Consider the following 21701-nt stretch of genomic DNA (forward strand, 5'->3'; position numbering starts at 1 on the left):
TCAGGGGCCGGGTTGCCAAGTGCGGGGCCCGTCGGGGCCCGGTCCCGGCGCGCGGCCGAGGGCATCGTCCGGGAGCCGTTCTCTCACCGCAGCCTGGGCGCGCGTGAGCAGGTCGGCGGCACGCGGATAGTCGGCGACCTGATCGAAGAGCAGGTCCAGCACCGGCAGGAGGCTCTGCGCGGGGACGTCGCGGGCGGTGAGGATGCCGACGGTCCACGTCATGAATCCGGTGAACAGGTCGGGATCGTCCAAGTACAGGGCCGTGCCGAAGAACTCGACGATGTGGGAGATGTCCTCGGCCGTCCGGTCCCGCTGCTCGTCGGTGTAGCCGGCCATCGCCGGGAAGCGCGACCGCAGCCCGCTCAGCACGTGCCGGATCAGCTGGGGAGCGGTCCTGGTGACGTGGGCGTAGGACTGGTCGGCCAGATGCGGCAGGTCATCGATCATCCGGTGGACGGGCGGCGGCCTGGGCAGCGGGTCGTCCGCCAGCCGGTCGGCGGCGGTGCGGGCGTCGGGCGCCCACATGTCGGCGCCCAGCAGGGCGGCGTAGCGGCCGTCGTGGCCCCAGGCGGCGCCGCCGACCAGGACCGGGGTGCCGGTCGCCTGGCAGGCGGTGATGGCCGCGTGCGCGGCCGGCAGCCGGGTGGCGATCGACGACGACAGCGCCACCGCGACCGGGGCGTTGCGGTGCACGTGGGAGATCAGATGCCGGGTCGGCACCTGGGCGCCGAGGTAGTCGACCTGCCAGCCGCGCAGCCGCAGCACCTCGGCCACGAGCCGGGCCGGCAGGGCGTGCCACTCGCCGTCGATGCAGGCCACCGCGATCCGGCCGGGTCGCTCCCGCGCCTCCCGCCGTCGCGGGACGGCCGGATGCCGCGCGACCGCACCGATCACGCGTTCGTTGACGGCCGTGGCGCTGTGCTCCTGCGCGACGGAGATCCGGTCGGCCGCCCACTCGTGCCCGACCCGGGCCTGCAGCGGTGCGATGACCTCCAGCAGCAGGTCCTCGGGGTCCGTACCGTCGTCCAGCGCCGACATCGCGAGGCCGGTGGCGGCGTACTCGTCCCCCGCGATGACGGCGGGCCAGAGCGCGTCGATCCAGGGGCCTGCCCCGGCCCTCCCACCGGACGGGCCGGTCATGCGATGCCCCCTCCCCCGGCGGCGCCGAGCCGGTCACCCCGGGGAGCGGTGATCGCGATCACCGCCATGTCGTCGTGCCGGCCGGCTCCGACCCAGTCGGCGGCGAGCATGTGCACCCGCTCCACCAGGGCCTGCGGGTGCATGCCGCCGCACCGGCGCAGCCCGGCGCACAGCCGCTCGTCACCGAACACCTCCCCGCCCAGCGGCCCGCCGACGGCCTCGGTGATGCCGTCGGTGTACAGGAGGCAGGTGTCCGTGGGCTCGAGCGTCACGTCCGCGGTCGTCGAATGGATGTCCTCGAGCACGCCGATCAGCGAGCCGCCGGTCGGAACCGTCTCGACCGTCCCGTCGGCCCGGAGGATCAGGGGGGCGGCGTGTCCGGCGCTGGTCAGCCGCAGCCGCACCCGCGCGTCCTGCCCGCGGGCCGAGGCCAGCACCAGCGTGACGAACCTCGTCGCGTCGCTGTGCAGCAGGGCCCCGTTGAGCAGTTCCAGCACGCGCCGGTGGTCGCCCGCCATCGGCAGCAGAGCCCGCAGCGTGTTGCGGATCTTGCCGGTCAGCACCGCGGCCTCCAGGCCCTTGCCGCACACGTCGCCCAGGACCACCAGCGACCCGGCGTCGGGATCCTGCGGGTCGGCGGGGTACACGTCGTAGAAGTCGCCTCCGATCAGGTCCTCGTCACCGGCCGGCCGGTAGCGCGCCGCCAGCTCCACCCCGTCCAGTTCGTGCGTGCGGGGCGGCAGCAGGTCGTCCATCAAGGTCGCGGTGATGGACGCCTGCTCGGCGTACAGGCGAGCGGCCGACAGCACCGCGCCGGCACGGGCCGCGAAGAGCCGGACGGTCGGCTCCTCCCCCGCGGGGAACGCCTCCCGGCCGGACCGGCGCAGCAGCACCAGCGCCCCGGCCGAGACACCGTGGCCTGGGAGCGCGACCACGACCATCGCGGCGGGTCTCTCCGGCGCCGGACGCGCGATCCAGGCGGGAGCGGCGCGTGGATCGATCCAGCGCGGGGGCACCGGTGGAAAGCCCCGCATCGCGTCGGCCAGCCCCTCGACCTCCGCCGGGTCGACGAGCAGTTCCTGATGATCGACCTGCCCGTCGGGCCCGCAGTAGGCGACCGGGTGGCCCCGCCCGGAGTGCGGGACGATCACCACGGCCGCGTCGGCCAGGTAACGGGCGGCCAGCCGCGCGGTCACCTCCATGCAGCGCACCAGGTTGAGCGATGCCAGCAGCTCGTCGGACGCCTCGGCGAGGAACGCCGTCCGCTCCCGCTCGGTCACATCGACCAGCCACCAGATCGTGGCCGCCGGTGTCCCCGCCGCCCTGCCGTCCGGCACCGAATGGGCCTCGAAGACACGGTCACCGATCGGCCCCTGGGCGACCGCGCCCGTTCGCCGCCCTCCGTCGCCCGTACCGGGGAGATCGGCTCGCGCGGCCGCGGAAGGAGCGTCGAGTGATCGCTGGGCCTCGGCCAGCCAGCCCGGCACGGCCCCGGTCAGCGGCCCGTCCGGCGGCACGCCCAGCAGCAGACGCGCAGCGTCGTTGAGCTGAACGACGCCCCCGGACGGGTCGACGGTCAGAACCGCGCAGGGAGCGGATCGCAGCACCGTATCGAGCACGTCCCGTGCGCCGCCTTCGCACGGAGCCGGTTCCGTCACGCCACAACCTCCAAGAGCACTTTCGTTCCCGAATCCGGAGCCCGCCCCAGAATCTGGACCAACCGCCCTGCGGGGCGGTCAACGGGGGGCCGGCGGCTCGGATCTTCATTCCCGGCCTGCCGGATGGGCGATGTCGTCGTCCTGCCGGCCAGGCCAGGCTGCGCCCCGCGCTGCCGAGAGTCCGTCGCCGATCTTCGAGAGCCCAGGTCGTCGGCGCCACCGCTGGGCGGCACCGTACTCACGGGTATTCGGTGACCGTCCCCACTGATGCAGGTCTCTACACACCTGGACTCTTCTTGCGGCGATCATCGGCCTGCCGTCCGCCGGTCACGACCATGCTCGAATGACCCCGGCGGCCCCCTGGAGCGACCGGGCCTCGTCCTCGGCCCGTCAGGTCCGCCGTGGCTCGCCCTGCGCGCGGACGGGCGCCGGTCAGCTGTCAGATCGCGTGTTCGGGAACAGGCTGACAACACCGATCTTCTTGTGGTCGCGGGGGCTGTCCGTGACGGTGGAGTCCGCCGCGGGCTTCGCTCCCCCTAGCGCCCGCGTCCGGGAGACTCGATGAAACTACCCTCGCGTGCCGCTGCCCTCGCGGCCGTCGTCCTCCTCGCTTCCCTGACCGGATCGGCGGCGCAGGCGGCCGAAGCCCTTCCGAGTGTGGACATGGAGGCCACCGTCAAGGCGGCCCAGATCGATCCGCGGCGGGCCGACGACACGCTGACCCCGGGGGCCGAGGCCAGCGTGCTCCTGGTGGAGCAGGCGCTGCGCGACCGCCGCCTGCTCGACGCGAAGTGGGTGGACGGCTACTTCGGCACCACGACGGTCGCCGCCTTCGCCAAGTACCAGAAGTCGCTCGGCTTCACCGGTCTCGGCGCCAACGGCCTGCCGGGGAAGACGTCGCTCACCAGGCTCGGAGCCGGCCGCTTCACGGTCACCCGCGTCATCGAACCGGGTGCCCGGGTGTCCACCGGCGGCTTCGTCATCAACACCCGCACGCGGAGCATGCTGGCCGAGGCGAAGCGGCTGCTCGGCCGCGACCTCGTGCTGGAGCAGGGGTCGTACAACCCCGGCGGCGACCCCACGTCCGCGGGCACCCATGACGGCGGCGGCACCGTCGACATCTCGGTCCAGGGGATGAACGCCGCCACCCGTACCGCGGCGGCCCGCGCGCTGCGGCGGGTCGGCTTCGCGGCGTGGGTGCGCACCCCCGATCAGGGCGACTGGCCGTGGCACATCCACGCCGTCGCCATCAGCGACACCGACCTCTCCGGCCAGGCGCAGCACCAGATCGGCGACTACTACCTCGGCCTGGACGGGCTCGCCGGCCGTAACCCGGACGACGGCCCGAAGGTGACCATCCGTACCTGGGAGGAGTACCAGCTCGGCTGACCCCGGCTCCCGCACGACAGAAGGAGAACAAATGAGACGGTTCACCAGGATCCTCACCGCCACGATGGCGCTCGGCGGAGCGGCGTTCGCCCTCACATCGCCCGCCTCGGCCGCGAACCGTGACGGCGTGTGCGACAGCGGCGAGTTCTGCTACTACTTCAACAGCGACAACCAGGGATCGATCTCCGACTTCACCGGCTCGGTCGCCGACTACGGCACCACCCAACCCTCCTGCTACGACTTCAAAGGCGCCGGCAACGGCAAAGGCCAGTGCATCAAGAACGCCGCCGCCTCCGTCTGGAACCGCAGCACCAAAACCGTCCGCGTCCACTTCAACAGCAACTACGGCGGCACCTACCAGGACTTCAAAGCAGGCGCCAAGGGCAACCTCAACGCCGGCCTGAAGAACCAGAACGCCTCCCACCAGTTCAGCCCGTCATCGCGCACGAACATGTCGTACGGGCTGTACACGCTGAGCGGCGGCCGCATCACCTGCGGCTTCGACGGCTACACCACCACCCCCGGGCGGCACGAGGGCATCGACATCGCCCGCGGCGTCGGCTCCGACGTCCACGCCCTGGTGAGCGGTCAGGTCATCCACCTCGCGCGCGGGGCCAACGGCAGCGGAGGCCTCTCCACGATCTCCATCTACAACGCCTCGCTGAACAAGACGGTGATCTACCTGCACACCGCTCCGCGGTCCTCGCTGGCCGTGGGCCAGCAGATCAGCCGCGGCCAGATCATCGCCGACGAGGCGTGGCGCGGGGTGTCGTCCAGCGCGTCCGCGCACACCCACGTCGAGATGCGTCTCGGACGGCAGACGCACGCGGCCAAGAGCGTCAACGACCCGCACCTGGACAACCCGAACCCGACCTCGTTCTGGAACTCCCAGAACTACAACGTCCGATAGCGCGCTCCGGCCTTCACAGACGAGGAAGACAACTGTGTCGAAACGAACCGCGCGGCTCGCCGCGGGGGTCGCCGCGACGGCGCTCGGCGGGACGGTCTTCATCCCGGCATCGCCCGCCTCGGCCGCGAACCGTGACGGCGTGTGCGACAACGGCGAGTTCTGCTACTACTTCAACAGCGACAACCAGGGATCGATCTCCGACTTCACCGGCTCGGTCGCCGACTACGGCACCACCCAACCCTCCTGCTACGACTTCAAAGGCGCCGGCAACGGCAAAGGCCAGTGCATCAAGAACGCCGCCGCCTCCGTCTGGAACCGCAGCACCAAAACCGTCCGCGTCCACTTCAACAGCAACTACGGCGGCACCTACCAGGACTTCAAAGCAGGCGCCAAGGGCAACCTCAACGCCGGCCTGAAGAACCAGAACGCCTCCCACCAGTTCCTGGGTTCCACGCCGCCGACCGGGTGCAAGACCGACGGCACGCACAGCAAGCCGCCCACGACGATCCTGGTGTACCGGGTGTCCCTCAACCGCGTGGAGCGGGTGCCGTTCGAGTCCTACGTCAAGGACGTCCTGCCCAACGAGTGGGTGCCGAGCTGGCCGAGGGAGTCCCTCAGGGCTGGGGCGATGGCCGTCAAGAGCTACGGCTGGCACTGGGCGCTGCACTCGACGCGCAAGACGTCGAGCGGCCAGTGCTTCGACGTCTACGACAACACGTCGAGCCAGGTCTACAGGCCCGGCTCCGCGACGGCGTCCACGAACGCCGCGGTGGACGCGACCTGGGGCACCAGGATGACCCGCGACGGGAAGATCCTGCAGGCCCACTACTGCGCGACGACGACGGCGTGCGGCGGGTGGGTCACCGGGGACTGGATGTCGCAGTACGGCTCGCGCGACAAGGCCAACGCGGGCTCAAGCCACTCCAGCATCCTCAAGTCCTACTACAGCGGAATCGTTCTCTCCTGACCCCGCCTCCGGTTCCCCGCCGTGTCCTCCGCGGCGGGGAACCAGAGTCATTCAACGATGACCTGGAAGTTGACCGGCCGGTTTCCGGGGAAGGCGACCTTTCCCGCGGCGTCCACCATCTTGAACCGCACGTAGCACAGGCCCGGCTTCCTCGGCGTGGTGATGTCGGTCCGGATGTCGACCATCGCGCCCGGCCGCGTGTCGTTGATCGGCACGTCGGAGATGGTCTGGCACTGGTCGGCCCGCTGCGGGAGGTCAAGGCGGCGCAGCGAGTAGCCCTCCCACGGCACGGTCCCGGTGTTCTTGAGCCGCCATACCTTGGTCACGGTCGTGCCGGCGCCGACGCGCGTGCAGTCGGGCAGCGTGATGTCCGCGATGAACACGGCCTTGTCGCCCTGGTGCGCCGGTGGGGCCGGCGCCGGGTTGAACACGCGCACCGGGCAGTCGGCCGGGGAGAGCGCGGCCTTCGACGGGCCGCCGGACGGTTTCGGGCCGTCCCCTTCCTGCCCGGAGCCGCGGCTGACGGCGACCACGACCACCGTCCCCACACCGACGGCCGCCACTACGAGCGCCACCGCGGCCGGGCGGGTCAGCCTGGATCGCCCGCGGCCTCCCGGCGGCCGGCCGTCACCCGCGCTCCCGTCCGGCGGCGGCGGGGGCACGGCCGGCGAGGTCTCGCCCACCGACCGGGGCGCCTGCGCGCCGATGGCGGTGTGCAGGGCAGGACGTTCCGCGGCGGAGGCGTCGAACCCACCCGGCGAACGGGCCGCCGAGGTGCCCGCGACGGTCGCGGCCCCTTCGGCGCTCGCCGATCTGACCGTCCGGTTCGCGTTTTCCCACCGTTCCCGGTACGCGGCCGGGTCCGCTCCACACGCCTTGACGAACTCGACGGTGGTCCCCCAACTCGGGAGTTTGTTGCCCTTTGTGGCTTCATGCAATGTCGTGTGCGAGATAGCCCCTGACCTGCCGGACATCTCCCGGAAAGACGGGTTGCCCACCGATGTGCGCAGCTCACTCAGGCTCGCCGCGAAGTCCGCGATGGCCTCCGCCTGTGCACGCATGTGGTCCACCGGGTGAAGCTAACAGCGCCCACGGCCTTCACTCAAGCTCGAATCGGTATCAGCACCCACGCCCACACGAGCCGGATACGACCGCGATAACTCCCCCGAGGTGACCTGTTTCGCAGGTGCTTCAGCGGAGTTTGCGGCGTATCTGACTCGGGTTCGTTCTCCCCTTTACGGATGATCACTGGGAGTCGCTGGGGCGGCGTCCAGCGGGTCCGGGGCTAGGGTGAGCGGATGCGGTTGGTGGGACGGGACGGGCACGGGATCGAGTTGCGGATCGACGGCTACCAGTTCCCGGACGCCGAAGACGAGCGGCTCCGCACAAGCTGGCTGATGATCGCCGGGACCGCGTACGGGCCCGAGGGGTCCTGGTCGTTCCGCTGGCAGGCGCTGACCCCGCCGGACGCCGTCCACCTGGCAGCCTGGCTGCGGACCGCGGAGGCCGGCGACACCCTGCGCTTCACCGAGCCCAACCTCTCCCTTGCCCTCACGGCGCGGGGACCGGACGAGACCGTCCTGCGCATCGGCCTGGACCTGGAGTTCTCGCCGCCCTGGCGCAAGCACATCCGAGCGGGCGACCCGTACACGATCCCGGCCCGCCTCTCCACGGCCGACCTCCTGGCCGCCGCCGACGACTGGGCCGCCGAGTCCGCCCGCTTCCCCGGCTGACGACCGCTCGACGGGCCCCGCTGCGGCCTCGTGGATGTGCCGTGAGATGGTCTCATCAAATGACGAACTACGCCCGTATGTACCGCTTCGGCGTCACCCCTTGGGAGCGCTACGGACAGGCTGCGGCGTCCAGCATCGCCGCCCTGCTGGACCGCGAGGAGACCGGACGCTCCCGCCCGCTCGGCCGGGCCCTCGACCTCGGCTGCGGCCGTGGCCAGTTCACCCCCGAGCTCGGACGCCGGGGCTGGGAAGCGGTGGGCGTCGACTACGTGCCGGCCGCGATCGAAGCTGCCGAGCGTCAGGGTGCGGAGGGCGTCACCTACGTCGTGGGCGACGTGACGGACCTGCCGTCGGCCGGCCTGGGGACGTTCGACTTCTTCCTCGACATCGGCTGCTTCCAGGGCTTCGACGCTGAGCAGCGGCGGGCCGAGGGGCGGGGCGTCTCCGCGCTGGCCAACCCCGACTCGACGTTGCTGATGCTCGCCTTCGGCCTCACCCGGCTGCGCTCCCGGATCGGAGGAGTCTCCCAGGCCGAGGTCGAGGCCGCGTTTCCGGACTGGGAACTGCTCGACGTCCAGCCCGCCGACACCGCGGGGCTGGGCTGGCCCATGAACAGGACCTCGCCGCAGTGGTACCGGCTGCGCCGGCGCACCTGACCTCCGGCTCTACCTCCGACGGGCTTCGAGCGCGTCCAGAATCAGGTCCAGGCCGTAGCCGAACTCGCTCGTGTGGTCGTAGCCCGGCTGCAGGGCGTGGTCGACGATCATCTCGGTGAGGTACGGCAACTCGCCCGCCGGCAGGTGCGCGAGGATGCCGCCGGCCACTTCCTCGACGTCGTCCGGCGTCGTCACCGGCAGGTTCGCCTCCTGGAGGACGTACCCGCCGATGTAGCTGTCGATGAGCGAGACGGCGTGCGCGGCTATCGGCAGCGTGAACCCCGCCTTCCGGAGGACGCCGAGGACGGCGTCGTGGTGGCGCAGCGTCGCCGGCCCCGGGTCGCGCCGGGAGTCCATGAGGCCGAGAGCCCAGCTGTGCTGCGACAGGACCGCACGCGCGGAGAAAGCGCGGGCACGGATCGCGTCGCGCCAGTCGGCGCACTCTGCGGGCAGTTCGATCGCCGCGAAGACCGCGTCGACCACGCCGTCCAGGACCGCTTCCTTGTTCGGGACGTGGTGGTAGAGCGACATCGCCTCCACGCCCAGTTCCTGCGCCACCCGGCGCATCGTGATCGCCTCCACGCCGCCGCGATCCGCGACCCGGATCGCGGCTTCCAGCACGCGGTCTCGGCTGAGTGGTCGCCGGGGCGGTGACGGTGACAAGGCGGCTCCAGGGAGGGGCGGGTTGCCAAGCTTACAGGCGTAAGTCATCCTTACGAGCGTAAGTCTCGACCGACGCGCCCCGCCGGGGCGGGAGAAGGAGATCCCGATGCCGATGCCGAGGTGGTGGGGGCACGTGAACAAGCGGGTGTTCAACCCGCGCGCGGTCGCGGGCGGGAAGTGGCCGGTGCTGACTCACGTGGGTCGCACCTCTGGCGCGACGTACCGCACGCCGCTCGACGCGCACCCTGTCGACGGCGGCTACCTGTTCGTCCTGGTGTACGGATCGGGCTCGGACTGGGTGCGGAACGTCCTGGCAGCCGACCGTGCGCGGCTCCGGGTGGACGGGCGGGAGCTGGAACTCGCCGCCCCACGCCTCATCGGGAGGGACGAGGCGTTCCAGGTCCTCCCCGACGAGGTGGCACGCCCACCGAGGATGCTCCGCATCACCGAGTTCCTCCGCATGGACCTCGCCTAGCCACTCTGCCTGGATGACCTGTTCGCCCGTGTGGCGGGCCGGTTTCCCCGATGGCAGGCGCGGGCGTACGTGGTGGGGTTGCTCGCTCCGGTGGAGCGCAAGAACGGCTGGCGGGTGATGCAGCTCCGGGCCGGATGCAGCGGTTGTTGAACCAGGCCCGCTGGGACCCCCATGGCATACGGAATGACCTGCGGGAGTACGTCTTCGGGGAACCCGCCGGGTGTGCTGATCATGGATGGGACCGGGTTCCTCATGAGGGAGCAGACTCCGGGACGGCGGGCGGGTGTTTCTGCCTGCGTCGTGGCTGGCGGACCGGCAGCGATGTACCCGGGCTGGCATCCCGGACCAGGCCGCGTTCACGAGCAAGCCCGCGCTCGCGCGGCCGATGCTGGAGGGCGGCGAGTTTCCGGCCCGCTGGGCTACGGAGGCCAGACCTACGGACAAGACCACGAGTTCCGTCTCTGCCTGGAGAGACGCCAGATCGGGCACATGGTCGCCGTCCCCAGGAGCCATTCGGCGGGTCCGCGGTCGGGCTTCCGGGCCGACATTCTGGCACGGGAGCGCCCGAGCAGGCATGGAAGCGCCTGTCTGAAGGTCCGCGCCTGTACGACTGGGCCATAGCCACGCTGGCCCCACGCCTCGAGAGCGATCCCGCCGATCTCCAGCGATGGCTGCTGGTCAGGCGCTACGACGGCACCATAAAGCCACTCGACCTCCACCTTCCAGGTGCAATCGCACTTCTCGGCCTGGGCGATGGGATTGGTGTAGCGGCCTTGGTAACGATGAAAGGGCACTGGACGAGCCGCACCGTGCAAAAGGGGCGGGTCCGCACCTTGGTGGTGCTGGCGGGAGGCGGTCGCGGCCCGCAGCGACAACGACCGGCTGACCAGGAGATCGTACAGATTGACCATCGCGTCTCCGATGCCCCGGCCCGCACGGCGTGATGGTCTGCAAGCCACGCCCGTAAACGGCGGTCGTCGATAGGGCCCGGCGGCGGGTCCTGCTTGTCGGTCGTTGTCCAGCCTTGGCCACACTGGTCGTCAACAGGCTTGAAGGTGACTTCAGGACCCGAGCGCGCTGAGATCAGTTGGCGTCCCCGTTCGGTGAACGCGAACACTCCGGCGGCGCCGTGGTCACGACCATCCGTTTCCGGCGTCGTCCAGCCGGGGCCGGCGCCGAACCGGACGCCCCATCGACCCGCTGACCCTGGATCATGTCCCGCCTGGCGGTGGAGCCGGAGACCGACTGATCGGTGTCCTCGGAGAACGTGTCCTCCACACCATCAGGTGGTGCCGTCGAGGTCGACGTCGTCGCCCTCCTGGCCGATCCGCAGGCTCGTCCCGTGGACGGAGGACTCGATGATGCTCGCGCCGCCTCCTGAATACCCGGACGGGCCGGGAGCCGGGGCCCGGGTGCATCGCCGCTCCGCCGCCACGGGTTCGCCCACCGCATTCCGACATTTCCGAACACACGATCCACCTGGATGGCGTCCCTCCGAAAGTGGCGTTCAGCCGCTACTCGCCCACGCTTTCTGTTTGTTCCTAAACAGTTCTACTCACACAGGGAGGACGATACTAAGATACCTTGATCGGTCCGGTGATGTGTCGCAAGCGGTTCGTGACCATAGGCCAGAAGAAGCTGTTCAGGAGGGTAGGCGATGAAATACCCACGGCATCTTGAAGCAGCGTTCGAACGTTGATGCTGCGAGTGAGCGACACTCCGGGCGAGCCGGGGGCGAATCAGAAACATCGTCATCCACCTTCGCCAGGGAAGCGCTACAACGAGTTACACGAATATTGCTTGGAGAGCAGTGTGTTGGTGATCTATTCCATCCTCATTGGCGGCTGCTCTCGCGCGGGAGACCGCGGGTGACAGGGCTAGGTGTTCGAGACAGGGACCGTGTGACGGCCATCGGGCACCCGCCAGGTGGTCATGATCGAGCCTTAGAGCTCAGCGGCCGGGTCGTAGAACGTCTCCTCCCCGCACAGACCGGCAAGGACGGACAGGCGCGATCCGCCGCCCGGACCACCGGGGCGGCAAGTCTCAGTGTCGTCTGAGTCCGTCCATCGGTTCGGCTTCGGCGGTCGGAGCCCGTGTTCGGCGACCGAAGAGAAGCTCCATACTCCCGCGAACCATGGTAAGTGAAACGTATACACATTCATGAAATGGTCCTGACTTTTGATCCACGGTACTGTAAAGGACCTCGGTTGCAGGACTTCATGAAGTGGGCGGCTCGTGAGGGAACGCGGTGGACGGCGCGGAGATTCCAGAGAAAGCGGATACCCAGGCCAGGGATCCCAGAACGAAATGTCTGGCAGTGTCGTCGGTTCCATTATCCAGGCGGGAACGGTCCAAGGGGGCGTTCACCTGCACCAGGTCGTCCCCAAGGGTTGGCCACTCCCGGCGCCGGCGCAGTTGCTGCCGCCACGCCCGTACTTCGCCGACCGGACGGCCGAGTTGGAGCGACTCATCCAGGTGAGCGACGCGGTGACCGGAAGTGGCGATCCCGCCACCGTAGTGATCAGCGGGGTGGGTGGAGTGGGAAAGACCTCGCTGGGTTTGGCCTGGTTGAACCGGGTCAGGGAACATTTCCCCGATGGCCAGCTCTACTCGAATCTGCGAGGTTTCTCCGGTGCGGATCCGGTCACCCCCGGCGAGCCACTGGGATACTTTCTGCGCTCCCTGGGCGTGCCTCCCGACGTGGTTCCCAGTGATCTCGGCGAGCAGGCGGCGCTGTTCCGCTCGCTCACAGCGGGACGCCGACTGATCATCATGCTGGACGGCGCCGCCTCGGCGGCGCAGGTGCGCCCGATGTTCCCGGGACACGGCCCGACGCTGGTCTTGGTCACCTCACGGCGGCGGCTCCCGGGCCTGGCGCTGGACGGCGCGTCGTTCCTGCCACTCGGTCCCTTGGACGAGGACGGTGCCGTCCAGTTGCTGGATCGGATGCTGGGCGGCGTCCGCACCCGCGCCGAGCCCGCGGCCACCCGCTCCCTCGCGGCGCTGTGCGGGCGCCTGCCACTAGCGCTATGCACGTCCGCGGCCCGGCTCGCCATCCGGGGGAACTGGCCGATCTCGCGTGTGGTGGGAGAACTGGCCGACGAGCGTGGCCGGCTCGCCTCGCTCAGCCACGGAGACGAAGGCGAGATCTCGGTGCGACTGGTCTTCGACGTCACCTACCGCGACCTGCCGGCGGATGCCGCGAGGTTGTATCGGTTGCTCAGCGTCCATCCAGGCGTGCACTTCGACGTGAGCGACGCGGCGGCGGTCGTCGACTCGTCCACGGAGCAGGTGGCCGGGCCATTGGAGACGCTGGCGGATGCCAACCTGGTGGAGGAGGAGCCAGACGGCCGTCATCGCTTCCACGACCTCGCAAGGCTCCACGCCCGCGATATGGCGAACAGGGAGGAGACCGAGGACAGTCGTGTACGGGCCTTCGAGCGGTTGCTGGAAAGCAGGTTGGGAATCGCCGTGGCCGCCGATCGGACGGTCATCCCCGGTCGCTGGCACCTCGGCCGCCACTATGAGGCCGCCTCTGCGGCGTCGTTCACTGATACCGCCGACGCGCTCGACTGGCTGGAACGGGAACTGCCCAACCTCGTCGACATGGTCACGACCGCGCATGACCTCGGCCTGCACCGCGAGGTCTGGGAACTGTGCGAGGCGATGTGGGGGCTGTTCACCTTCCGGAAGCATTACGCGTCCTGGATCCGGACGCATGAGGCGGGGGCCGCGTCGGCGTCCGCGCTTGGCGATCCACGTGCCGAGGCACGCATGCTGGAGGCACTGGCCTCTGCCCACCTCAATCTGCGCGACTTCCGCACCGCGGCCGACCTCTCCGTGCGCGCGCTGCAACTCGAACGTGAAGCAGGACACGCACGTGGCGAAGCGGTCGCACTCGAGTGTCTTGGTGTCGCCCGGCTCGCAACAGACGACATCGCCGGTGCCATTGACGCGTTCAACCGGGCACGGGAGATCCAGGGGGAGATCGGGATCGAGCGTGGTGTCGCGATGATGACGCGGCGCCTGGGCGAGGCCCTGGCGCGGGACGGCCGCACATCCGAGGCGATCGACCACCTCTCGCGCGCGCTCGGCTACTTCGACGAGCAAGGAGACGATTACAACCGCGCCCGGATCCTCATGGGGATCGCCGGCGCCCTGGCCGCGGAGGGCCGCTTGAGGGACGCCGGCGACAGGCTGAGTAGCGCGCTGGAAGCCGCCACTCGCGCGGGTGCCCGGCACGAGCAGGGCAACGCTCACCTCGCGCTGGCCCGCCTGGCGAGGCACGACGGGGACGCCGATTCGGAACACGCTCATCTGGAGCAAGCACATGCGGTCTTCGAGGCGCTGGGGGCTCCGCAGGCCACGGAGACACGTGATCGCCTAGCCGAGATCGGGTCTCGCGATGGCGGTGCGGAGCGACCGCGGGTCATTCCAGATCGGTGAGCCGCCCGTGCGGGATGAGTTCGACGCCCCCGTCCCCCGAGCCTCGGATGACCAGCCGCGCCGACCGCAGCTCACCCAGCGTGTGCCCGCCCACCAGCAGGCAGTGGACGAACGAAGCAGCCCACGCAAAGGCGGTCGCGGCGTCAGGAGCCACCTGCTCGGCGGGTGTGTCGCAGGCGGTGAAACATACGCTCGCTTCATCGCGGGCGGTGATGGCGCACGTTCGCGCCTCCAGGTCGGTGACGCAAGCGACCAGCGCGGCGCCCGATGTGCGCGCGGAAGCAGTGTGGGGACCGCCAGTGCTCCGGACGGTGACGTCGGCGATGGACGTCAAGCGATCCGCGCTCCGGCCTTGATCAGCGACCTGGCGCACCGCCACGTGCTCGTCCATCACCTGGCCTGACGGCCACATCGGTCCCTCCAGTCCGGAGAGGACTCGCGAGGCCCGTAGCGCGCACAGCGTCACGCTGATCACTCCATGTCCGGTCCTAGCGGTGACGTGTACCGGCCCTTGGTGCGGAGTCCGGGCCAGGCCGACCGGATCTGAGGCGTCCGGGGCCAGTGCGGAGACTCCCAAGCCGGGCGCGGTGTGCGTGAGGTCATCGCGCACGATGCGGGCTTGGACGAAGACGGCGCTCAACGTACCGCCTCCAAGTCGGACGGGCCTGTGAGAAGCCGGGGCATGGGCACGGGATCCAGGAGAGGGGGGTCCGGAGGCTCCTCCAAACGCAGCAGCCGGTAGATCTCCCTGCGCAGAAGGACGGCTGAGCGCCCCGGCTCGGAGGTGAGCCTGTCTCGGAGGACGGCGCCGATGGACGGCCCGCCTTGGGCTCGGAGTCCGGCGTGCGTCTCGATCTGCGGGAGCAAGGGCCGCTCCGGGTCCAGGCGCGGAACGAGGCGGCCAAGCAGTTCCGCCTGGGAGGCAGGGAACGCGTCGCCGTCGGGGAAGGTCGCCAGCAGTACCGGAGTACCGAGCGCGGCCCCGAAGTACGTTGCCGTCCCGTAATCGCCGACGACCAGGTCGGCGGCGACCAGCGCGGCACGCCAGCCCTCATGAGGCGGCAGCAGATCGGCGCCGGCCCGCATCCCGGCCGCACACCAAGCAATTGTTTGCCGTCGGCCATGCCAGGACCAGATGGATGGATGGAGGGCCACCACGACGGCGTACCGTTCTGGGGGCAGTTCCGCGGCGAGTCGACGGATCAGTTCGCGATCCACGCCGAAGAGGCCGCGCGGCCCCCAGGTGGACGAGACGAGGACCAGGCGCCGGTCTCCGGCGACGCCCAACGCCTCTCGGTAGGCCGCTCGTGACGGACGGCTTTTCGACAGGCGGTCGAAGGCGGGATCGCCCACCACCCGGACGGCGGACCCGGCCTCGGGACAGACCTCCAGCAGACGGTTCCGATGATCGTGATGGGCGAGGGCGATCGTCGAGGGAATGACCCGGCCGCCGGCCACAAACGCTTCCCGCCGCAGTCCCGCGACCGGCCGGGACGCCGCGTCTCCGGCGCCGGCCCAGCGCCGGCTCAGCATGGTCGGGCCCATTCCGTGCTGGAGATGCAGGACCGGAGCGTGCAGCCGCTCCAGCGCTCCGTCGCCTGCGGCGACCGCCAGGTCCCATGGCATCTGCGTCGCGTGGTCGAAGGGGACCAGGCACGCTCCCGTCGCCCGCAGATGATCGACGACCCCTCTTGAGAACACCGACGACGGCGCCACCGTGTGCACTGTCTGGACGCGCTGGTCCGGCTCCACCAGTGTGAGCACGTCGTTCAGCCGCGTTACCGCGGTGAGGTGGTGCACGACCGCGAGCACGGTGCGCCGCGTCCGGACGGTCGCCCCCTTCGCGGCGTCCAGTCCGTAGGGCCCCGGGGACCAACCTTCAGATGGCATCGCGCCTCCCGCAACGTGACGGTCGCGGCCCGCAGCGGGCCGCCGGTGGTGTCACGATGGGTCGGGCATGTGGACGGGGCGCCTGCACCGGACGGGACGAAGATGTTGCACACCGCGGTTCACCTGCCGCAGAACGGAGGGCGGGACCGGAACCGGTCCCGCCCTCCGGCGCGTGTGAAACGTCAGACCATGAAGATCATCACCGCCAGGACGACAAAGCCCGTGTTGACGATGAAACTGAGAATCTCATGAATGCGCCTGTGCATCGATATTGATCTCTCTGCCTCTTCGAACATTAAGAGCCACGCAAGTGACCGTGCACCTGCGCATGCAGATGCACACGCAGACTAGCACTTCCCCAATCCGGAACTCCCGCCCCGATCAAGGCACGCGCCACAGTTTAGACCAGGCCTGTCAGGCAAGTAGATCATGTCTCCCAAATCACAACAATCTTGATTTATGACCCACCGGGCGCCAGCAGCCTCTGCTATAGGTCCGACCCTTTCGTTGTACCTTCAATAGTTGCACCATCATTGTTCGAAAGAACGTTCGCACCTCCTCGCGGAAGTGAGGACACTCTCACGTTCGACTCAAGGTCCAGCGGCTGGTAATACGACAAACCGCATGAAACACTCCCAAATATCCAAAATCGGGGCTGTACACGGGGAGCGGAGATGGAGGAGATCAAGCTTCTGGGTGCCGTGGAACTGCGAGCGGGCGGGGTCTCGCAGGAGCTCGGATCGCCGAAGGAACGCTGTCTGCTCGCGATTCTCGCGGTGGAATGCGGCAGCGTCGTCTCGGCGGACACCTTGGCGGGACGGATCTGGGGTGAGCGCCGGCCCGCACAGGCGCGCACCACACTCACGAGCTATGTCACCCGGCTGCGGAGTCGCTTCCGCGGCCGGACGGGAGCGGAGCCGGGCGGACCGTCCCCGGTCGAGTCCGGTCATGGCGGCTACCGCCTGACGTTGCACCCGGAGTCGGTCGACCTGCACCGGTTCCGTGGGCTTCGCCGCCAGGCGCGCGCGATCTCCGAGAGCGGGGACGACGAGCACGCCGTCGCGCTCCTGGCCGAAGCCGAGGAGCTGTGGGGCGGCGAGCCACTGGCTGGCCTGACCGGGGACTGGATCCGGGCACTGCGGGAGAGCCTGGAAGAGGAGCGGCACGGTACGCGGCTGGAGCGCATCGACCTGCAACTTCGGCTGGGACGGCACGGTGAGGTCATCGCCGAACTGCAGCGGCTGACCTCTGAGCGTCCCATGGACGAGCGGGCCACCGCCCAGTTGATGACAGCCCTCTACCGGCTTGACCGAGCGGCGGACGCGCTCGAGGTCTACCGACGCGCCGCCCGCCTGCTGGCTTCGGAGCAAGGCTCCGACCCCGGTCCGCGGTTAAGGGATCTGCACGAACGCATCCTGCGGCGCGACCCGGATCTCGGCGTGACACCGCGTTTCCTTCGGGGCGGCGGAATGCCGCGACCGCGTTCGCTGCCCGAAGCGCCCGCCGGTTTCACCGGACGTGTGCGCGAACTGGAGGTCCTCACCGCTCCTGCCGATGCGGGTGCGCCGCAACCCATGGTCGACGTCGTCACCGGCATGGGCGGGATCGGCAAGAGCGCCCTCGCCCTCCGCGCCGCGCACATACTGACCGGCAGGTTCCCCGATGCGGCGCTGCACGTGCGACTCTGCGGGCATGACGAGGCGCGACCGCCGCTCTCGGCCGGTGCCGTCCTGACCGAACTGCTGCGTGCGCTCGGCGTTCCGCCGCATCGCATTCCGGTCTCCCGCGTCGAGCGCACCAAGCTGTGGCGGCGGGAGATGTCCGGACGGCGTGCCATCGTGGTCCTGGACGACGCCATCGGCTTGGATCACATCCGTCCCGTCATCGCGGGCATCCCGACCTGCCGTGTCCTGGTCACCAGCCGGCGCAAGCTGGCCGGACTGCCCGGCGCGCGGTACCTGCGGTTGGACGTCCTCCCGCCGGGGGAGGCACGCCGGTTGGTGGTCCACGTCACCGGGGACGGCTTGGGCTCGGACGCCGTCGACGAAGTTGTACGCCGGAGCGGTGGACATCCGCTGGCACTGCGCCTCGCCGCGGCACAGGCCGCCAGGGCTGCCGAAACCGGCGCCGACGTGCACCGAGGGGAACGGCACCGGCTGTACCGGAGTGCCGGGGCCACACCGGACGACAGCGACGAACTGGATGAACCGGTGGCACGTGCGGCCTTCGATCGCTCCTACCGCGACCTCACCGAAGAGCAGCAATGCCTGTTTCGGCGATTGGGATGGAGCCCCTGCCCGGACATCACGGCGGAAGGCGCGGCGGCGCTCGTCGCCCGGCCCACAAGAGAGGTACTGGCGGAGTTCGACGTCCTCATCGATCACCATCTCCTTCACGAGCAGGCGCCGGGACGAGTGCGCATGCACGACATCGTGCGCGGTTTCGCCCGCGCGCGGGCGTTCGACGAGGATTCCGGCGGTGAGCGCAGACGCGTCCTGTCCCGGCTCGTGCACCACTACCTGCGACGCGCCGACAGTGCCGATCGCGTGCTCTATCCGCACCGGCGCAGGCGCGATCTCTCCGAGGTCCGCGGGAACGCACCGACCTCTCACGACCGCGACCGGGTGCACGATTTGGTGCACCCCGCCGACGCGGCGGCGTGGCTGGAACGAGAATGGCGCAACTGCCTGGCACTGGCCGAACATTCCATCAAGCATGAGATGAAGGAGAGCGGTGCACTGCTGATCCATACGCTCTCTCAGTACCTCGAAACACAGGGGGAACGCGAAGACGCCGGCCGGGGTCAGGAGGCGGCCGTGCGGGCGGCACGGGAGACGTGCAGCCCGGAGGCGCTGGCCCAGGCACTCTTCGAACTGAGCTTCACGCGGTTCCGCACTGGTGATCACAAGGCAGCGCTGGACCACGCCGCTGAGGCATTGCCCATCTTTCGTTCACTGGGCGATCGGGCGGCCGAAGCCGAAACCCTGGACCGCATCGGCATCGTCCTGTGGACCACGGCACGCTACCGGGAGGCTCTGGCCCACCATCAGGAGGCGCAGGATCTCCACCGGCAGGCCGATGATGCGCACGGCGAGGCGGACTCGCTCGGCTACGCCGCCATCGTGCTGTGGCATCTCGGCCGCTATGGGGAAGCCCTGCAGCATCTGGAGTTCTCTCTCGCCATGCTTCGGAGGTTGGGAGATCGGCGCCGGGAGGCGATGGTGCTCAACAATATCGGGGACGTCCAGCGGCAGCGCGGATTCCACCGGGACGCAATCCGCCATTACCAGGAATCGAGTGCGATCTTCAAAAAGATCGGCGGGGTGCAGCAACAGGCGATTCTCAACAACAACATCGGCGGCGTCCACCAGTACAAGGGCGACTACACCACCGCACTGCGCTTCTACCGGGAGGCGATCACGGTCTTCCGCGACATCGGCGACCGGCGGAACGTCGCCGACACGCTCAACAGCATCGGGACCACCTATCTGCTGATGGGACACCCCGGCGAGGCACTCGTCCACCACCAACAGGCGGAGGACACCGCCCAGGAGGTCGGTGACCGGTATCAGCGGGTGCGGGCCTTGCGCGGGATGGCGGACGCCCACCAGTCCTGCTGCCGTTACCCGGTCGCTCTCGACCACTACAACAGAGCCCTTGCCATGGCCCGCGACATCAGCGCTCCGTATCAGCAGGCCAAGGTGCATGAGGGCATCGCCGCGACCATCTTCCACCTGGAGGGCGAGCAGGCCGCGCGCATCCACTGGCGCCAGGCCCTGGAGATCTTTGAAGAACTGGGTGTGCCGGAGGCGGAGTCCATCGCGATAAGGCTGCATACGATCAACGAGATCGCTTCCTGACGAAGCACGTCCGGCCTGTGAGAACTCCTGGTACCGGGCCTCGGAGATCCGGTGTACCTGCCGCGCCGCCGCCCATCCAAGCGATCAACTTCCCCCATTCCGCGTTACGGCCGATGATGGCAGCATGTCGAGACGCGTGCTGGGCTGGTGCGGACTGATCGTCGGGGTGATCGCCATCGTCGCAGTCGCCGCCCTCTTTGTGATCGTCGGCCTCGATAGAGCCGACAAAATAGCCAGTTCGCTCGGCGCGCTCATCGGGCTCGCGGGGCTCGGAGTCGCTGTATTCGGCCTGATCTCGTCCAGGCGAGAGGACAGGGATGATGACGCACAACGCGCCACGCCCGGCAGCGTTCACAACACGATAGGCGGACCCGTGTCCGGCACTGCGATCCAGGCGAAGAACGTCCACTTGGGCGCGCTCCCTCCCCCGAACGAAGAACGAGAATCTTGAGCCTTCACGGCGTTCAGCGCGAACCGAGGCCCGAGAAGGCACGTCCTCCCCTGGCGTGCCCTCAGTCCTGGGCGGTGAGCCGGGTGGTGATGTGGGTTCGGATCAGGGGGTGGAAGCGGTACCGGCTCGGGGCGGGCTCCTGGAGGAGGTGGACGTCCAGGAGGTGGTCCAGGAGGCGTCTCGCGCGCGGCTCGGTCGTTTCCAGGAGGACGGCGGCGTCGGCGGCGCTGAAGCCGCCGGGGGTGTGCGAGCCCAGCAGCCGGTAGGCATGTCTCTGGTCGGCGGTGAGCCTTTGGTAGGAGAGGTCCAGGGCGGCGGCGACGCTGTGGCGGCCCGCCCGCAGTTCGGCCAGCCGGTCGTCGTTCAGCCGGTCCAGGAGGTGGGCCGGGTTCCAGCTGGGGTGCGCCCGGAGGCGGGCGGCGGCGATGCGGAGGGCGAGCGGGAGGTGCCCGCATCGCTCCGCGATCTCGGCCACGGCCGGTGTGTCCGGGACGCGGGCCGCGCGGCTGAACAGGGCGACCGCCTGCGCCGGCGGCAGGACGTCCAGGGAGAGGGTGCGGGTGTCGTCCAGGCCGGTCAGGCGGCGCCGTAGGCGGGGAGCCAGCCGACGCCGGTCCGGCGGGTGACGGTCTCGGCGACGCTCGGGGTCACCGGGGTCGCGCCCCACATGATGAAGCGCAGCGAGGAGAGGTCGTACGACTCCAGGTCCGGGTGCGAGGCCAGCGCGAGCGCGATCGGCGCGACCGCCATCTCCACGGTGATCCGGTCCGACTCGATGTGCCTCAGCACGAGATCCAGGTCGAACCGGCGGTGCAGGCGCAGCCGGATCCCCGTGTCCAGGGCGGTGACGATGTTGAGCAGGCCGAGGATGTGCGAGGGGGGCGTGGTGATGTGCAGCCGGTCGGCGGCGGTCAGCCCCAACGCGTCCCGCCAGTGCCGGACCGCGGCGCCGAACGAGGCGTGCGTGTGCCGGACCGCCTTCGGCAGCCCGGTCGTCCCGGAGCTGAAGACCAGCGCCGCGTCGGCGTGCTGGTCGACCTCGGGGAACGTGCGCCGCCCGGGGGTGATCGGCGCGTCCAGGTGGCGCATGGGCATCAGGCCGGCCAGCACGTCGTGGTCACCGACCGCGTGCGACGGGCTCGTGATCGCCAGGGCGTGCTCGACGTCGCCGCGCTTCCACGCGGGGCTCAGCAGGACGGCCGCCGCGCCCAGCCGCCAGATCGCCTGGACGGCGATCACGAACTCGGGGCGGTTCGACGACATGAGCGCCACCCGGTCGCCCGCCCGGACGCCGCGTTCCGCGAGCTCCGCCGCGAACCCGCCGGCGAGCCCGTCCAGCTCCGCCGCCGTGTACTCCCGCTCCTCGAAAACCAGTGCGCTTCCACCGCTCACAGCGAGTCTCCCGGGTGGGGGTGCCGCGGTCACGTCTCCGACGCCGGCGGTCGCGCCGCCCGAGGCCCCGG

The 21701-nt window shown here is 69.7% G+C and carries 18 protein-coding genes; 9 read left to right on the top strand and 9 right to left on the bottom strand.

Going from position 1 to position 21701, the window contains the following annotated elements:
- Together ACZ466_RS16465 and ACZ466_RS16470 are read right to left on the bottom strand one after the other, a co-directional pair.
- Window positions 1-1140 carry a cobalamin B12-binding domain-containing protein gene (locus tag ACZ466_RS16465; protein WP_378289870.1) on the bottom strand — a complete coding sequence of 380 codons (1140 nt, stop codon included), beginning with the start codon at window positions 1138-1140 and terminating at the stop codon, window positions 1-3.
- Window positions 1137-2759, bottom strand: coding sequence for a SpoIIE family protein phosphatase (locus tag ACZ466_RS16470; protein ID WP_378289872.1), 1623 nt, complete (start codon window positions 2757-2759; stop codon window positions 1137-1139). Before ACZ466_RS16470 ends, ACZ466_RS16465 begins: the two co-directional genes overlap by 4 nt.
- 600 nt (window positions 2760-3359) lie before the next feature.
- Between ACZ466_RS16470 and ACZ466_RS16475 the strand changes: the two genes are divergently transcribed.
- Genes ACZ466_RS16475 through ACZ466_RS16485 form a run of 3 tightly spaced genes read left to right on the top strand, consistent with a single transcriptional unit; the run spans window position 3360 to window position 6064 of the window.
- On the top strand, window positions 3360-4187 hold the full coding sequence (locus ACZ466_RS16475) for a peptidoglycan-binding domain-containing protein (protein ID WP_378289874.1): 828 nt from the start codon (window positions 3360-3362) through the stop codon (window positions 4185-4187).
- Window positions 4188-4218: 31 nt separating this feature from the next.
- Entirely contained in the window at window positions 4219-5097 is an 879-nt protein-coding gene (locus ACZ466_RS16480) for a peptidase inhibitor family I36 protein (RefSeq protein WP_464043832.1), read from the top strand.
- Between the two features lie 34 nt (window positions 5098-5131).
- Complete coding sequence (locus ACZ466_RS16485) at window positions 5132-6064, top strand: peptidase inhibitor family I36 protein (RefSeq protein WP_464043834.1); 933 nt, start codon at window positions 5132-5134, stop codon at window positions 6062-6064.
- Between the two features lie 47 nt (window positions 6065-6111).
- Here ACZ466_RS16485 and ACZ466_RS16490 read toward each other — a convergent pair whose 3' ends face one another.
- Window positions 6112-7002, bottom strand: a complete 891-nt coding sequence (locus tag ACZ466_RS16490) for an NBR1-Ig-like domain-containing protein (protein ID WP_378292736.1) — start codon at window positions 7000-7002, stop codon at window positions 6112-6114.
- A gap of 360 nt (window positions 7003-7362) precedes the next feature.
- Between ACZ466_RS16490 and ACZ466_RS16495 the strand changes: the two genes are divergently transcribed.
- Both ACZ466_RS16495 and ACZ466_RS16500 read left to right on the top strand, forming a co-directional pair.
- Window positions 7363-7797 (top strand): WapI family immunity protein, encoded by a 435-nt coding sequence (locus tag ACZ466_RS16495; protein ID WP_378292738.1) that lies wholly within the window; start codon window positions 7363-7365, stop codon window positions 7795-7797.
- A 59-nt stretch (window positions 7798-7856) separates the two neighbouring features.
- Complete coding sequence (locus ACZ466_RS16500) at window positions 7857-8453, top strand: class I SAM-dependent methyltransferase (RefSeq protein WP_378292740.1); 597 nt, start codon at window positions 7857-7859, stop codon at window positions 8451-8453.
- A gap of 9 nt (window positions 8454-8462) precedes the next feature.
- Here the strand turns inward: ACZ466_RS16500 and ACZ466_RS16505 are convergent, their stop codons facing one another.
- Window positions 8463-9074 carry a TetR/AcrR family transcriptional regulator gene (locus ACZ466_RS16505; protein ID WP_378292742.1) on the bottom strand — a complete coding sequence of 204 codons (612 nt, stop codon included), beginning with the start codon at window positions 9072-9074 and terminating at the stop codon, window positions 8463-8465.
- 148 nt (window positions 9075-9222) lie between these two features.
- On the opposite strand from ACZ466_RS16505, the gene ACZ466_RS16510 reads away from it, so the two are divergent.
- On the top strand, window positions 9223-9591 hold the full coding sequence (locus ACZ466_RS16510) for a nitroreductase family deazaflavin-dependent oxidoreductase (protein WP_378292744.1): 369 nt from the start codon (window positions 9223-9225) through the stop codon (window positions 9589-9591).
- 1282 nt (window positions 9592-10873) lie between these two features.
- On the opposite strand, the gene ACZ466_RS16515 is transcribed toward ACZ466_RS16510, so the two are convergent.
- The gene (locus tag ACZ466_RS16515) at window positions 10874-11038 is read right to left on the bottom strand and encodes a hypothetical protein (RefSeq protein ID WP_378292746.1); all 165 of its coding nucleotides are present in this window, start codon (window positions 11036-11038) and stop codon (window positions 10874-10876) included.
- An 860-nt stretch (window positions 11039-11898) separates the two neighbouring features.
- On the opposite strand from ACZ466_RS16515, the gene ACZ466_RS16520 reads away from it, so the two are divergent.
- Window positions 11899-14037, top strand: coding sequence for a hypothetical protein (locus tag ACZ466_RS16520; RefSeq protein WP_378292748.1), 2139 nt, complete (start codon window positions 11899-11901; stop codon window positions 14035-14037).
- Here ACZ466_RS16520 and ACZ466_RS16525 read toward each other — a convergent pair.
- Together ACZ466_RS16525 and ACZ466_RS16530 are read right to left on the bottom strand one after the other, a co-directional pair.
- Complete coding sequence (locus tag ACZ466_RS16525) at window positions 14021-14428, bottom strand: hypothetical protein (RefSeq protein ID WP_378292750.1); 408 nt, start codon at window positions 14426-14428, stop codon at window positions 14021-14023. The genes ACZ466_RS16520 and ACZ466_RS16525 overlap by 17 nt on opposite strands.
- 245 nt (window positions 14429-14673) lie before the next feature.
- A complete protein-coding gene (locus tag ACZ466_RS16530) occupies window positions 14674-15849 on the bottom strand; it encodes a hypothetical protein (protein ID WP_378292752.1) in 1176 nt (391 codons plus the stop codon).
- Window positions 15850-16601: 752 nt separating this feature from the next.
- On the opposite strand from ACZ466_RS16530, the gene ACZ466_RS16535 reads away from it, so the two are divergent.
- The gene (locus ACZ466_RS16535) at window positions 16602-19787 is read left to right on the top strand and encodes an AfsR/SARP family transcriptional regulator (RefSeq protein ID WP_378292754.1); all 3186 of its coding nucleotides are present in this window, start codon (window positions 16602-16604) and stop codon (window positions 19785-19787) included.
- Window positions 19788-19911: 124 nt separating this feature from the next.
- On the top strand, window positions 19912-20238 hold the full coding sequence (locus ACZ466_RS16540; protein ID WP_378292756.1) for a hypothetical protein: 327 nt from the start codon (window positions 19912-19914) through the stop codon (window positions 20236-20238).
- Window positions 20239-20299: 61 nt separating this feature from the next.
- On the opposite strand, the gene ACZ466_RS16545 is transcribed toward ACZ466_RS16540, so the two are convergent.
- Both ACZ466_RS16545 and ACZ466_RS16550 read right to left on the bottom strand, forming a co-directional pair.
- Window positions 20300-20905 (bottom strand): hypothetical protein, encoded by a 606-nt coding sequence (locus ACZ466_RS16545; protein ID WP_464044075.1) that lies wholly within the window; start codon window positions 20903-20905, stop codon window positions 20300-20302.
- A complete protein-coding gene (locus ACZ466_RS16550; RefSeq protein ID WP_378289458.1) occupies window positions 20815-21630 on the bottom strand; it encodes a class I adenylate-forming enzyme family protein in 816 nt (271 codons plus the stop codon). Before ACZ466_RS16550 ends, ACZ466_RS16545 begins: the two co-directional genes overlap by 91 nt.
- Window positions 21631-21701: the final 71 nt, after the last annotated feature.

Source organism: Actinomadura rugatobispora, from assembly GCF_055379765.1.